The sequence below is a fragment of the Clostridium sp. CM027 genome (assembly GCF_024730565.1).
Taxonomy (GTDB): Bacteria; Bacillota; Clostridia; order Clostridiales; family Clostridiaceae; genus Clostridium_AD; species Clostridium_AD estertheticum_B.
Genome location: NZ_CP077725.1, coordinates 2,217,890 through 2,232,347, shown reverse-complemented (window position 1 = coordinate 2,232,347; position 14,458 = coordinate 2,217,890). Strand labels below are relative to the sequence as shown.

The following is a 14,458-nucleotide window of genomic DNA, read 5'->3' as shown; positions in this document are numbered from 1 at the left end:
GTATAGGAGGGTTTAAAATGGCTAAAGATATATTGTTTGGAGAAGAAGCAAGAAGAGCTATGCAAAGAGGTGTAGATAAACTTGCAAACACTGTTAAAATAACACTCGGACCTAAAGGAAGAAATGTTATTTTAGATAAAAAGTTTGGATCACCATTAATAACAAATGATGGTGTTACTATAGCTAGGGAAATAGAGCTAGAAGATGCATTTGAAAATATGGGAGCACAACTTGTTAAAGAAGTTGCTACAAAGACAAATGATGTAGCAGGAGATGGTACAACTACAGCTACATTGCTTGCCCAAGCTATAATAAGAGAAGGTTTAAAAAATGTTACAGCTGGTGCCAATCCAATGTTAATAAGAACTGGTATAAAAATGGCTGTAGATAAAGCTGTTGAAGAAATTAAAAAATCTTCTAAACCAGTTAATGGTAAGGAAGATATATCGAGAGTTGCTGCTATATCAGCTAGTGATGAAGTAACGGGAGCTCTAATTGCTGATGCTATGGAAAGAGTAGGCAACGAAGGTGTTATAACTGTAGAAGAATCAAAATCTATGGGAACAGAACTTGATGTTGTTGAAGGAATGCAATTTGATAGAGGATATTTAAGTGCATATATGGTTACAGATGCAGAAAAAATGGAAGCAAATCTTGATGAGCCATATATTTTAATAACTGATAAGAAAATTACTAATATACAAGACATACTTCCAATACTTGAGCAAATCGTTCAACAAGGCAAAAAGTTATTAATAATTGCTGAAGATATTGAGGGTGAAGCTTTAAGCACATTAGTTGTTAATAAATTAAGAGGAACTTTTACTTGTGTAGCTGTTAAAGCACCAGGTTTTGGTGACAGAAGAAAAGAAATGCTTCAAGATATAGCAATCCTAACTGGAGGAGAAGTTATATGCGAAGAATTAGGAAGAGAACTAAAAGATGTTACTGTTGACATGCTTGGAAAAGCAGAAAGTGTTAAAATATCTAAAGAAAACACTACTATAGTAAATGGCAGGGGTGAAAAAGATACAATACATGATAGAGTTTCCCAAATTAAAAAGCAAATTGAAGAAACTACATCAGATTTTGATAGAGAAAAATTACAAGAAAGACTTGCTAAACTTGCAGGCGGAGTAGCTGTAATAAAAGTTGGAGCTGCTACTGAAACTGAATTAAAAGAAAAGAAACTCCGAATAGAAGATGCTCTTGCAGCTACAAAAGCAGCAGTTGAAGAGGGAATAGTTCCTGGTGGTGGAACAGTTTATATTAATGCTATTTCTGAGATTGCAAAATTATCATCAGATACACCAGATGTTCAAGTGGGTATTAACATAATTAAAAGAGCATTAGAAGAACCATTAAGACAAATAGCTACAAATGCTGGCGCTGAAGCTTCAGTTATAATAGAAAAAGTAAGAGAAAGCGCTGGAGAAAATGGATATGATGCTTTACGTGGAGAAATGGTAAACATGATAAAAGCTGGGATTGTTGATCCAACAAAAGTTGTAAGATCAGCACTTCAAAACGCAGCATCTGTTGCAGCAACATTCTTAACAACTGAAGTTGCAGTTGCAGATATTCCAGAAAAGAATTCAGCACCAATGGGTGGCGCACCAGGAATGGGAATGGATGGAATGTACTAAAAATAATTTGAACAATAATTATTATAAATAAAGTATATTCAAATAAAAAATTAACTAGGGTTTTGCCTTAGTTAATTTTTTTTATTTTGTTAAGCCTTATAATTATGTTTCTAGTATGTTCGCGAACTAGTTCATGAACATACTAGAAATATTCATTGACAAATGCTTAAACATTAACTATCATTATTGTAATAACAAATTCAAAGAACAATTACGCTACTCATATATACCTTGAATATGGCAAGGAGTATCTACCGGAAGCCGTAAATTTCCGACTATGAGTAATCTTAGTATGAGCTTATTTTTGGCATGCTAATTTTACTTTAGTTAAGGTAGGATTAGTATGCCTTTTTATACTTTATACCTTATTTTAAAATATCGTATATATAAATATTCTTATGCTAATTATAAAGACGAATGTAAAATAAAATTGTGAAAGGGTGTTAATTAAATGGCAAAAATATTAAAACAAGCATATACTTTCGACGATGTATTGCTAGTTCCCAATAAGTCTAAAGTATTACCTAAGGATGTTAGTTTAGTTACTTACCTTACGAAAAAAATAAAACTTAACATACCTTTAATGAGTGCTGGTATGGACACTGTTACTGAGTCTAGAATGGCTATTGCTATGGCTAGAGAGGGTGGAATAGGAACTATACATAAGAACATGAGTATTGAAAACCAAGCTATTGAAGTGGATAGAGTTAAAAGACAAGAAAATGGTGTAATTACAGATCCATTCTTCTTATCTCCAGATAATATTTTAGAAGATGCATTAGCACTAATGAGTAAATATAGAATATCAGGAGTTCCAATTACAACAAATGGTAAATTAGTTGGAATAATCACTAATAGGGATATTGTTTTCGAAACTGATTATAGTAAGAAAATTAAAGATATAATGACAAGTGAAAATCTAATTACTGCATCAGAAGGAACAAGTATGCAGGAAGCTAAAGAACTTCTTAAAAAACATAAAATAGAAAAGTTACCTTTAGTAGATAGCGAAAATTATTTAAGAGGACTTATTACTATAAAAGATATAGAGAAAACCATAAAATTTCCGAATGCTGCAAAGGATTCTAGAGGAAGATTATTATGTGGTGCAGCTGTTGGTGTAACTGTAGACATAGCGGAGCGAGTAGCAGCCTTAGTGAAAGCTGGAGTAGATGTAATAACTATAGATACAGCTCATGGACATTCTTTTGGAGTAATGGATGCAGTGCGAAAAATAAAAGCTGTATACCCAGAACTTCAAATAATAGCAGGGAACGTTGCTACGAGTGAGGCAACCAGAGATTTAATTGAGGCAGGAGCGGATTGTGTAAAAGTAGGGATAGGTCCTGGATCAATTTGTACTACAAGGATTGTAGCAGGAGTAGGAGTTCCACAACTTACAGCAGTTATGGATTGCGTTGAAGAGGGGAATAAATATGGAGTTCCTGTTATTGCAGACGGCGGCATAAAATACTCAGGAGATATAGTTAAGGCATTAGCAGCAGGTGCTAAAGTGGTAATGATGGGTTCTATGTTTGCAGGCTGTGAGGAAGCTCCAGGTGAAATGGAAATCTATCAGGGAAGAAGCTATAAGGTATATAGAGGCATGGGTTCTCTAAGTGCTATGGCTTGCGGAAGTAAGGATAGGTATTTCCAAGAAGGAAATAAAAAGTTAGTTCCAGAAGGGGTAGAAGGAAGAATACCTTTCAAAGGAAGTGTTATAGAAACTATATATCAGATGATAGGCGGTATACGTTCAGGAATGGGATATTTAGGTTCTGAAACGCTAGAGCAATTATTTGAGACTTCAACCTTTGTTGTCCAAACATCAGCAGGGCTAAGAGAAAGTCATCCACATGATGTGTCAATTACAAAAGAAGCGCCAAATTATAGCGTGAACAACTAGTATAGATGAGAATAGATAAAATATATATAAATAGCTAAGTATAAAGCTTAAGTGTACAGGAGGAAAAACATTGATTAATAGAGAATTAATTTTAGTTGTTGACTTTGGTGGTCAATATAATCAACTTATTGCAAGAAGAGTTAGAGAGAATAATGTTTATTGCGAAATAATACCATATACATCTTCTGCCGAAAAAATAAAAAACATGAATCCAAAAGGAATAATATTCACCGGCGGACCCAATAGTGTATATGCAAAAGGTGCTCCAAAGGTTGAAAAAGAAATATTCGAACTAGGTATTCCTATTTTGGGAATATGTTATGGTGCTCAACTAATGGCTCGAGTATTTGGTGGAGAAGTTATAACACCTGATGTTCGAGAATACGGAAAAGTAGAAGTTGACCTATGCAAAGATGCTACTATTTTTGCAGGAATAGAAAAGAATCAATGCTGGATGAGTCATACAGACCATATTTCTAAAGTACCAGAAGGATTTGATATAATTGCAACTACTAAAGATTGTCCAGTAGCTGCTATGGCGAGTGTTTCTAAAAAACTCTATGGAGTTCAATTTCACCCAGAAGTAAAACATACTCTTTTTGGTGAAGAAATGATTAGAAAGTTCCTATATGATGTTTGCGAGGTTAAAGGCGATTGGTCAATGTCATCTTTTGCGCAGGAAAAAATCAAGGCTATAAAAGAACTAGTTGGAGATAAAAAAGTACTTTGTGCTCTTTCAGGAGGCGTAGATTCTTCAGTTGCAGCAGTGCTTGTACATAAAGCAATAGGAGATCAGTTAACTTGTGTATTTGTAGATCACGGCCTTTTAAGAAAAGATGAAGGCGATCAAGTTGAAACAATATTCAAAGGCGAATTTAAAATGAACATAATAAGGGTTAATGCTCAAGAGAGATTCTTAGGTAAGCTTAAAGGTGTAAGTGATCCAGAGAAAAAGAGAAAGATAATTGGAGAAGAATTTATAAGAGTTTTTGAAGAGGAGTCTAATAAACTCGGACAATTAGATTTCCTTGTTCAAGGAACAATATATCCAGATGTAGTTGAAAGTGGTACTGCTACTTCAGCTACTATAAAAAGTCATCATAATGTTGGCGGACTTCCAGAAGATATGCACTTTAAACTAATAGAGCCTTTAAGAGAATTATTTAAAGATGAAGTTAGAGCAGTGGGAGAAGAGATTGGAATTCCTCATTACTTAGTGTGGAGACAACCATTCCCAGGACCAGGTCTCGCTATAAGAGTACTTGGAGAAATAACACCTGAAAAATTATTTATAACTAGCGAAGCAGACGCAATATTCAGAGATGAAGTGGCTAAAGCTGGACTTGAAAGTGAAATATGGCAATACTTTGCATGTCTACCAAACATCCAATCTGTTGGAGTTATGGGAGACGAACGAACATACTGCCATACGGTTGCCCTAAGAGCTGTAACTAGTTCAGATGGAATGACTTCAGATTGGGCTAGAATACCATATGAAGTGTTAGATATAGTTTCTAGAAGAATTGTTAATGAAGTTAAAGGAGTAAACAGAATTGTTTATGATGTAACTTCTAAGCCACCTTCAACTATTGAGTGGGAATAGGTATGAACGTTGTTATACCTATATATATTAATGAAATAAGTTAACAAAAGGTGTTTATGAAACATACTATTAAATTAGTATTTCATAAACACCTTTTTTTATGTTTTTGAAGTATGGGATATAAGTTTAAAACAAGAAAAATATTGCAGATCCGTAGGAGATGATTTAATTGATGTATAGGAAGGTAATTATAAAACATAATATATATTAAATTGTGGCATAATAAATTTATAAATATTAGAGAGCAATAGCAAAATGTAATATATCACCAAAATGAGTTAATAAAAAATTATTCGAAAAGTAAATAGATAAGAAAAGGGTGTGAAAAAAACGAATAAATTAGAAACATTAATAGATGCAGGATATAAAATAGAAATTCAATCAAATGCTAAGTTTTGTTTGATTTTGCAGGATACAATCCCTTGTGTGAGTTTTAATGCGGATAATGTAGAGGAAGCTATTGATTCAGCTTATTACTTTGTAAAAGAGCTGAAAACAGGGTCAGATAAAACTGAAATCGAAACAGAAACACAAACACAAACATCAAAGCAAACAAAGGATCATAAAACTATAATTGATATACCGCAACCACAAGAATTAAAAATTGATGAAGATATACTTAATGGAGAATTTAAGATGACGACTACTATTAGATTATATTCAGAAGTTTGGGGGGAGTTTAAAGATTTTGCAGAGACATATAAAGAGTATAAAAGTATGGATTTAGTTAGCATGGCACTTCTAGAATATATTGAGAAATACAAAGAATAATTATCCTATAATTAGTAATTAGCATATAAAGTGGTTTGGCTTAGGCTGAACCTTTTTTTATTTTAAATTAGGGAATTAGAGAAAGGGAGAATTATTATGGTTAATAAGACAATTATTACTATATTTATTGGCATAACTGGTGTAACATAAGAGATAAAGATAAAGTGTTTTTACCATTTTATCAGTGTGATGACTCTAGAAGTAAAAAGGCAAGTACTGGTGTTGGCCTTGAAATATTGGTTTTAAATAATTGTATTTTAGAAGAAGTGGATAGTGAGGTTCTAAAGAGTCCTGAATTTGAAGAGAAAATCATGGAGATTTTAAAGGAGGGAGGAAATGATTAGTACATTTATAAATAGTTTTAAGGTATCTTTTGCAGAGCAGGCTAATACTTTTATATATTTTCTTAAAAGGATACCAATTTTGGGTAAAAAAATTCCTGAAAATTTGTATAAAAGAACCCATGCTAAACTGGTTATAGGGGTTATACGTGAAATTTTAGGAGTGCTAGGTGGGTTTATAGGAAAAACTATATATTTAGGTGTAATGATTATTTTGCCATCCTATTTAATGACTAAGGATATAGCAAAGTTACAACCTTATTTTTTACATATTCTTTTCTTTTTAAGCTTTATTTTGGGACCAGTTATGAAAAATGTAATTTTGATAAAACCAACAAAGCGGCCTTTAATATGATAACACTAATGAGAGCTGACGCAAGAGAATACTATCTTGGAGAAATAGTATATAAAAATATAACAGACTTTATATACTTTGTTCTTCCAGTAATAATTATAGGTTTAATAATAGGATTTTCACCATTAAAAGCTATGGTGCTTGTAGCGGAAATAATAGCATTTAGATTGATAGAAGAAGGGCTACAGCTTTTTATATATGATAAGACAGAAATAATACAAAAACATAAAGATTTATTTATGTCACTAGTAATCATAGGAGGACTTGTCCTTGCCTATGCACTACCTTTATTAAGAGTTACTATTGATTTTAATTTAATATTATTAAATGCTTTAGTGGCGATTATTGTATTAATTCTAGGCGTGGCAGCTTTTATATACTTATGGAAATTTAAGGAATATACTTTAATAGCAAAAGATTTATTAAATAAGGATAGTTTATTTGATGTAGAGGCTATTAGAAATCAAGCGACTTTTTCAACTGTGAAATTGGATGAAAAGAGAATGAGTAAGGAAGAATTAAATACAAAAAAATATGACCAAAAGAAGGGCTATGAATATTTAAACTCATTATTTTTTCTTCGTTTTAGAAGAAAAATGGTAAAACCTGTAAAGGAAAGAGTCGTCTTTATAGGTTTTATATTTTTAATTACCATGTACTTTGTGATTTTTATGCCGAGTAAAAGGGTGGATATAGTGAACATAATTAAAAAAAGCATTCCCCCATTGGTATTTATAATGTACAGCATGTCAACGGGAGAAAGAATTTGCAAGGCTATGTTTTTTAATTGTGATGCAAGCCTATTAAGACAAGGCTATTACCGAGAGGCAAGTGTGATTTTATCCAACTTCACTTCAAGACTTAAGAGGGTAGTTATTCTTAACCTGATACCGGCTTTAACTTTATGTTCTGCTATAATTTGTATTATATTAGCTAGTGGTTATAGCTCCCAGCTTATTGGAATGATACCACTATTTTTGTGTATTATTTGTTTAGCTTGTTTCTTCTCAATACATCATTTGTTCATGTACTATGTATTGCAGCCTTATACAGCAGGGTTAACAGTGAAAAGTCCCTTATTTAAATTCGTAAACATGGTTATGTATATCGGTAGCTATACGTGTCTTCAAATTAAGACGACTTCATATTATTTCACAGCAGGGATTATTATAACAACTATTGTATATATGGTAGTTGCGTTGATTTTAACATATAGAGTAGCGCCAAGAACTTTTAAGTTAAAATGGTGATAATATAAGCAAAATCGCTGGGCGAATAAATATATTACTGAATTCTTAAAAACATGCACACTTTATGGATAAATTGCATATAATACAATTAGTTTATTTAATAAAATAGGGATACCAGAGGACACAACAGATTAAGAATTAGTAGTAAAAAATAGATAGTACGCATAACTATCTATTTTGTTTTTTTATCATCCTTATGAACTTCGATACCAAATTCTGTTTCGGACTGATCAGGTAGTTTGGTACGCGCTTTTATATTAAAACTTATTCTATCTTTTGAAAAAAATACTACTGCGGAAGTTATACCAAGAACAGCTATTGAGGTAATACAAAACAGCTTGAACATTTGGGTAATCTCCGACATTTAATTCTCACCTCCCTTAATTTTTATTCCTTAGGTATCCCATAAAATAGGGAGGTGATAAATCTGTTGTGAAAATACCAATTACATAAAATTGATGTAAATATATGGTATAGTTATAATATATACCTTTAATAATTTTAATTCAATATTTACTATAATACAATAAAATACAAAAAATGCACTCTTAAGTAAACAAAAAGGATATGTTGCGCAGAAAGCATCTTAGCAACATATCCTTTTGGTTATAGCATAATCAAAGAAAAACTCTTAATTCTTATTTGAAATAACAATCGCTTAACTAAATTACCTTTTTTACATCGAATAATGAATTTTGAACTAGAAAGGCTTGAGGGAAGTATTTCCCAATAGTCCAATAACTAACCCCGCCTAAATTATATGCATTAGCAGTCCTAAGTTTGACGTTCATACTCCTAGCATCTTCAAACCAAACTACATGTCTTTTGCCATTAGAATCGTAATAGTTAAAAAACGGTGCTTGAGCGGTATAGTCATATTGAATAGATGCAAATACCTTTCTCGCAAGATCAACTGCTTCTACATTACCGAGTACAGTTGCTTTAGTTCCTTTTACATAAGGTAAAGTCCAAACGTACCCATAATTAGGTATGCCCATAAAGATGTTTTTACTTGGAATTACGGTTACAGCATAATCAAGGATTTTTTTTACTTCATTAATTGGAGCCACCGCCATTGGTGGACCTGCAGTATAACCCCACTCATAAGTCATCAGTATAACATGGGAAGCTATGGCACCGTGAAATGGGTAATCATGCGCTTCATAAAGTAATCCTTTTATATCACCATTTGGCTTAGGGGCTAAAGCTGTAGTAACAATATAGCCTAAAGCCTTTAGTTTGATTACTGTTTTGCGTAAAAAATCATTATAGCTTTGTTTATCTTTTGGGAAAATATATTCTAGATCTATAGCTAAACCGTAATAATTTTTATTTTCCAAGATGCTGACTATGTTATCTAATAAAGTGTTTTGTATATTTTCATCTGTAAGTATAATATGGGCTAGGTCACTATCAAAACCACCACCCTCTTCTAAATTCGTAATTACCATCATAGGAGCTACTTTAGCTTTTCTAGCAGCAACTATTAAGGGGACATCATTTATTCCTTTTAGAGTTCCATTAGGCAGCACCTGATAACTGAATATACTAAGGTATGTGAGACTTGGAAGAGTCTTTGCGAGAACATCCATATCCGTAGTAGGAAGTGCATAGCCATTAACTTCAAGTGAGCCTAATTTTTGCGTTGATGGTGGTATAATAATAATTTCACTAGGATAAATTAGTATAGAATTTTTAAGGTTAGGATTTGCAGCATATAAATCTGAAATAGTTACACCATACATTCTAGCTATCATGTAAAGTGATTGACCAGGAAGAATTTTGTGTTTTCTTGTGACTTGAAGTATTACAAGCGTTTGGCCTACCACAAGTTCATCTGGGTTTGCAAGTTCATTATCAGAAGCAATTTTATTAGATGGAACTCCATATAATTTAGAAATTATATATAAGGTTTCACCACTTTTTACAACATGAATAATCAAAAAAAATCACACCTCTTATAGTAATATAATTTAATATATGCTATACAATACAAGGGAGTACTTACTATATTTTTATGGTGAATAAAGTCACGGTCAATTATTTGGAAAAGTCACTAGAATAAATGAAGCATTCACAGATAATACTATAGCTATCATGTATAGGCGACTCCAATTTTAGGGACTTTTATATTTAAGTTTAATTTTTAAAGTTTTAATAAATAAAAATAACAAAATTTGTTATAAATACAAAATTTTATTAAAAAACTTGATTTATTTAAATGAATAAACTAAAATTATAGTATATTGTTTTAGCGAGGCAATGCAATGCGATGAGCAAAATAATCAATGATTGTTTTGCTTCAAGATATAAGCAAGGAGGAATATTAATGGCAAAAATTTTATCATTAGATTTAAGCAAAACAATTCCATATTTAGGTGAACATGAAGTTTCTTATTTACAGCCAATGGTATCTGCTGCACACAAAATGCTTGCAGATAAAACAGGTGCGGGGAATGAATTTTTAGGATGGATGGACCTTCCTTTAAATTATGATAAATCAGAATTTAAAAGAATTAAACAGGCAGCAGAAAAGATAAAAAATAATTCTGAAGTCTTAATAGTAATTGGAATAGGTGGTTCTTACCTAGGAGCTAGAGCGGCTATAGAAACGTTGAGTCATAGTTTTTATAACAGTCTTTCAAGCGATAAGAGAAAGGCGCCAGCAATATTCTTTGCAGGTAATAATATAAGTTCTACATATATGGCAGATTTAATTGATGCTGTAGAAGGAAAAGATATTTCTATAAATGTAATATCAAAATCAGGAACTACTACAGAACCAGCTATTGCTTTTAGAATATTAAAAGGATTATTAGAAAAGAAGTACGGAAAAGAAGGAGCTAAAGAAAGAATTTTTGCTACTACAGATATTTCTAAAGGAGCTCTAAAAAAATCAGCAGATGCAGAAGGCTATGAAACTTTTGTGATTCCGGATGATATAGGAGGAAGATTCTCAGTGTTAACAGCTGTAGGTTTACTTCCAATAGCAGTAGCGGGCATTGACATTGATGAAATGATGAAGGGTGCAGCGGATGCAAGAGAAGCATACAGTGTAGAGGATTTAAACAATAACGATTGTTATAAATATGCAGCAGCTAGAAATGCACTATATAGAAAAGGCAAGGTTACAGAAATTTTAGTTAACTATGAGCCATCACTTCAATATTTTGGTGAGTGGTGGAAACAACTTTGTGGGGAAAGTGAAGGAAAAGACCAAAAGGGAATATTCCCAGCATCAGTTAATTTCTCTACAGATTTGCATTCTATGGGACAGTATATTCAAGAGGGTGTAAGAAATATATTTGAAACAGTTATTAATGTAGAAAAGCCAAGGAAAGAAGTTGTAGTAGAAAAGGAAAGTGAAGATCTAGATGGATTGAACTTTTTAGCAGGTAAAACTATGGATTTTGTTAATAGAAAAGCTTTCCAAGGAACAGTACTTGCTCATAATGATGGGGGTGTACCTAACATTATTTTAAATGTGCCAGCATTAACAGCGTATAATTTTGGACATATGGTTTATTTCTTTGAAAAGGCTTTAGCAATAAGCGGATATTTATTAGGTGTGAATCCTTTTGATCAACCAGGAGTTGAAGCATATAAGAAAAATATGTTTGCTCTTCTTGGAAAATCAGGATATGAAGAAACCAAAGCAGCACTCGAAAAAAGGCTTTAAAAAATGAGAAAAATCATATGAGAATTATTGTAGATGCAGATGGTTGCCCTGGTAAACAGCTAATAGAAAAGGCAGCTAAGGAAAACTCTATAGAGCTTATTATGTATTGTGATATTAATCATATTTTGAGTAGCGATTATGCCTCGATAAGGTATGTTGATAGTGGATTTCAAAGTGTTGATATGAAAGTAGCTAATGAGGCGAAATCTAATGACATAGTAATCACTCAAGATTTTGGGGTTGCTGCTATGGTTTTAGCTAAAGGTGCATATGCAATAGGCCCTAAAGGACATATATATGATGATGATAATATTGATAAATTATTATTTGAGAGGCATTTATCCGGCAAACTAAGACGGAGCGGAGGTAAAACCTTTGGTCCTAAAAAACGAACAAATGAAGATGATGAAAAGCTTTATAACAATTTAATTAAATTGATTCTAAAAACGCAATAATGCACTTAGAATATACGAAATAGTTAGTAATAAAAATTACTAGCTATTTTTATATTTTTGAAAAGAATAATCGCGAATTCAGTCATGAGATGAATTTTTGGGTGTAACGTTCAAATTATAATGACGAATTTAATACATAAATAGCTATGAAATTTTAAATTTTATTATTTTATAATAAAACATTGAAAGTTTATGTCTATATATAAAAGAAAAAATATGGAATATACACTGTTACAAATAATGGAATTATAGTATAATATATTCAGTATAGAGATTGGTTTTTTAATAATATTTTTGTATTGTATAGCTTATTTATAAAGGTAGGTGAATTTAAATGAATGAAATGAATATATCGTTTAGCTTAGAAAACCCTGAAGAAAAATATAAAGAAATCGGAATAAGTGTTGAAAATATATTAGAGGATAATTTGAACTATAAATTTCTTGTAGGGATTGATGGAACATGGACTACTTTGAAGAAATTAAGTGGAGCCAGGGATGCTATATGGAAGCCACAGGCAGATGGTAAGTACTCCATAATGGTACAAGCTAAAAGAAAAGAAAGTAAGAAGCCCTTTGATTATATGTCAAAAACAGATTACCTGGTAGGCGAGGCTTACGAAAAGTTAATAAATGATATATACATAGATAAAATAGAAATAATGGCAGGTGAAAAAGTCACCTTAACAGTAGATGCCACAAAGATTCCTATTATGTATAGATATTGGGTACATGAAAGGGGGAATTGGCTACTTATAAAAGACTATTCATCAGAAAATATACTGACTTGGACTTCAAAATATTGTGGAGAGCAAGAGTTTTTGGTAGAATGCAGGAATTTAGATTCAAAAAATACATTTGATGACTCTATGAAAATACGATTTAATGTACAAGCCATACAATCAGTAGAAATTGTAAGTTTTAAATGTTTGACGGATGGTATGGTAGAAGGTGCGGAACTAGTTTTTGAGGTGGAGGCAAACTATGGGGATAACAGAATGGTTTTGTACAAATTTGTAAAAATTAATCCTAAGGGGAATACCAAATGCATACAAGATTATTCAACTAAGAAATTAGTTAGTTATGTTGAAGAAAACAAGGGTGATTATAAGCTACTATGTATGGCAAAGGATATGTATTCAATTCATGAATTTGATGATAGAGCATTGATTCATTATAGCGTTAAACCTTATGAAGAAATAAACATACATAGTTTCACTAGTGATTTAAGCTCACCGCAAGTATGTGGCACTCCTATAATTTTTAAGTGTATTGCTAGAGGTGGGAAAGAGTTATTATATAAATTCAAAATTGATGGAAAATGCATAGAGGATTCTGGTTACATTAGAGAAAATAATTTTTTTTGGATACCAAAAGAAGCGGGAGAATATAAAGCTTACTTATGGGTGAAGGATGCATCTTTTAAAGGAGAATATGAGAAGAAAGGTTCTTTAGATTTTCTAATTGACGATATAGGTAATGAAAATGTGGTTATTGATGATATAATTTTGGATAATAAAGAGACAGTACTAATAGGCCAAATAGTTCATGTAAAAGTCAAAGCAACAGGAGGAAATTCTTTAAGATATAGTTTTATAATTTCTAAAGATGATAAAGAGATAGAAAAAATACAATTTGGAACACGTGATTTTCTAGAGTTTACGCCAGAGGAGAGTGGAAAGTTCAAACTGGAGGTAAGAGTAAAAGATAAATATTCCAAAAGGAAATTTGATTGTCACGAAGTTCTATGTATTCAAGCTTTAGAATGCATTCCAGCTAAAATAGACTATGTATTAATGCCAACAAGAGAATACTTTATGGTTGGAGATACTATTTCTCTCCAAGTTATATCTGAAAATACAAAAAATACTCTTGTGAATTACGTTTTGAAAATAGATGGTCATTTAGTAGAACAAACAAATTTTGTGGAACATAAAAATTATGAGATTAAACCTAAATGTAGTGGAAACTATTTAATAGAACTTCTAGCAAAGAATAAATTGAGCACAAATGCATATGATAGTAAGAAGGAAATAAGAATAGAAATACATGAGACGCTACCTGTAAGAGATACAAAGATTCTATGTGATAAGGCAAATTTTATGGCTAATGAAACAATAACATTTGTAGCACAAAGTAAGGGTGGCAAGAATGTTGAATATGAGGTCTATCTCATGGAAAAAGGAGACTGGAGTTTGGTACAAAAATTTAGCAGGAAAAATGATTACATCTTTATGCCTTTTACTAAAGGGATTTACAGAATACTAGTATTATCAAAAAGTTCTTATAAGAGTATTTCATATGAAGATTATGATATAATGGAGATTGAAGTAAAAGAATAACTTTAAAACAGCTTTTAAAGGCTGTTTTTTTTATGAGTAAAAGATTTAATGTTAAGCTTCGAAGAAGATGAATAGTACCGTAGGTGATAATTTACCTGAAGTTTTAGAAAT

12 protein-coding genes and 1 riboswitch are annotated in these 14,458 nt (G+C 31.7%); of the genes, 10 read left to right on the top strand and 2 right to left on the bottom strand.

All coding sequences use genetic code 11. The features are described 5' to 3' along the window. The first annotated feature begins 17 nt into the window (after positions 1–17). From groL to KTC92_RS10560, 7 genes are all read left to right on the top strand, one after another. The gene (groL, locus tag KTC92_RS10590; RefSeq protein WP_220287504.1) at positions 18–1,646 is read left to right on the top strand and encodes a chaperonin GroEL; all 1,629 of its coding nucleotides are present in this window, start codon (positions 18–20) and stop codon (positions 1,644–1,646) included. Between the two features lie 200 nt (positions 1,647–1,846). Then, a riboswitch (purine riboswitch) is annotated at positions 1,847–1,944 on the top strand. A gap of 153 nt (positions 1,945–2,097) precedes the next feature. Further along, complete coding sequence (guaB, locus tag KTC92_RS10585; protein ID WP_165412563.1) at positions 2,098–3,552, top strand: IMP dehydrogenase; 1,455 nt, start codon at positions 2,098–2,100, stop codon at positions 3,550–3,552. A 73-nt stretch (positions 3,553–3,625) separates the two neighbouring features. Further along, positions 3,626–5,155, top strand: a complete 1,530-nt coding sequence (gene guaA, locus KTC92_RS10580) for a glutamine-hydrolyzing GMP synthase (RefSeq protein WP_216302343.1) — start codon at positions 3,626–3,628, stop codon at positions 5,153–5,155. Between the two features lie 321 nt (positions 5,156–5,476). Then, entirely contained in the window at positions 5,477–5,926 is a 450-nt protein-coding gene (locus KTC92_RS10575) for a hypothetical protein (RefSeq protein WP_220287502.1), read from the top strand. Positions 5,927–6,090: 164 nt separating this feature from the next. Then, positions 6,091–6,270 carry a hypothetical protein gene (locus tag KTC92_RS10570; RefSeq protein ID WP_220287500.1) on the top strand — a complete coding sequence of 60 codons (180 nt, stop codon included), beginning with the start codon at positions 6,091–6,093 and terminating at the stop codon, positions 6,268–6,270. Further along, positions 6,263–6,622, top strand: a complete 360-nt coding sequence (locus tag KTC92_RS10565) for a hypothetical protein (protein WP_220287498.1) — start codon at positions 6,263–6,265, stop codon at positions 6,620–6,622. The genes KTC92_RS10570 and KTC92_RS10565 overlap by 8 nt, the downstream gene beginning before the upstream one ends. After that, positions 6,619–7,872, top strand: coding sequence for a hypothetical protein (locus KTC92_RS10560; RefSeq protein WP_220287497.1), 1,254 nt, complete (start codon positions 6,619–6,621; stop codon positions 7,870–7,872). Before KTC92_RS10565 ends, KTC92_RS10560 begins: the two co-directional genes overlap by 4 nt. 172 nt (positions 7,873–8,044) lie before the next feature. On the opposite strand, the gene KTC92_RS10555 is transcribed toward KTC92_RS10560, so the two are convergent. Together KTC92_RS10555 and KTC92_RS10550 are read right to left on the bottom strand one after the other, a co-directional pair. Then, positions 8,045–8,236 (bottom strand): hypothetical protein, encoded by a 192-nt coding sequence (locus tag KTC92_RS10555; protein WP_165412559.1) that lies wholly within the window; start codon positions 8,234–8,236, stop codon positions 8,045–8,047. Positions 8,237–8,534: 298 nt separating this feature from the next. Next, the gene (locus KTC92_RS10550) at positions 8,535–9,815 is read right to left on the bottom strand and encodes a glycoside hydrolase family 18 protein (protein ID WP_216302289.1); all 1,281 of its coding nucleotides are present in this window, start codon (positions 9,813–9,815) and stop codon (positions 8,535–8,537) included. A 386-nt stretch (positions 9,816–10,201) separates the two neighbouring features. Between KTC92_RS10550 and KTC92_RS10545 the strand changes: the two genes are divergently transcribed. The 3 genes from KTC92_RS10545 (at position 10,202) to KTC92_RS10535 (ending at position 14,347) form a co-directional block, all read left to right on the top strand. Continuing rightward, on the top strand, positions 10,202–11,551 hold the full coding sequence (locus KTC92_RS10545) for a glucose-6-phosphate isomerase (RefSeq protein WP_216302288.1): 1,350 nt from the start codon (positions 10,202–10,204) through the stop codon (positions 11,549–11,551). A gap of 17 nt (positions 11,552–11,568) precedes the next feature. Continuing rightward, positions 11,569–12,006: a YaiI/YqxD family protein gene (locus KTC92_RS10540; RefSeq protein WP_216302287.1), complete on the top strand. Its 438-nt coding sequence runs from the start codon at positions 11,569–11,571 to the stop codon at positions 12,004–12,006. Positions 12,007–12,340: 334 nt separating this feature from the next. Further along, complete coding sequence (locus KTC92_RS10535) at positions 12,341–14,347, top strand: triple tyrosine motif-containing protein (protein ID WP_220287495.1); 2,007 nt, start codon at positions 12,341–12,343, stop codon at positions 14,345–14,347. The last annotated feature ends 111 nt before the right edge of the window (positions 14,348–14,458 follow it).

Bases quoted from the DNA above. Each gene is read 5' to 3' on its own strand.
- KTC92_RS10560 (WP_220287497.1), top strand. From the start codon at position 6,619: ATGATAACACTAATGAGAGCTGACGCAAGAGAATACTATCTTGGAGAA.
- groL (WP_220287504.1), top strand. From the start codon at position 18: ATGGCTAAAGATATATTGTTTGGAGAAGAAGCAAGAAGAGCTATGCAA.
- KTC92_RS10540 (WP_216302287.1), top strand. From the start codon at position 11,569: ATGAGAATTATTGTAGATGCAGATGGTTGCCCTGGTAAACAGCTAATA.
- KTC92_RS10555 (WP_165412559.1), bottom strand. From the start codon at position 8,236: ATGTCGGAGATTACCCAAATGTTCAAGCTGTTTTGTATTACCTCAATA.
- KTC92_RS10535 (WP_220287495.1), top strand. From the start codon at position 12,341: ATGAATGAAATGAATATATCGTTTAGCTTAGAAAACCCTGAAGAAAAA.
- guaB (WP_165412563.1), top strand. From the start codon at position 2,098: ATGGCAAAAATATTAAAACAAGCATATACTTTCGACGATGTATTGCTA.
- KTC92_RS10545 (WP_216302288.1), top strand. From the start codon at position 10,202: ATGGCAAAAATTTTATCATTAGATTTAAGCAAAACAATTCCATATTTA.
- KTC92_RS10565 (WP_220287498.1), top strand. From the start codon at position 6,263: ATGATTAGTACATTTATAAATAGTTTTAAGGTATCTTTTGCAGAGCAG.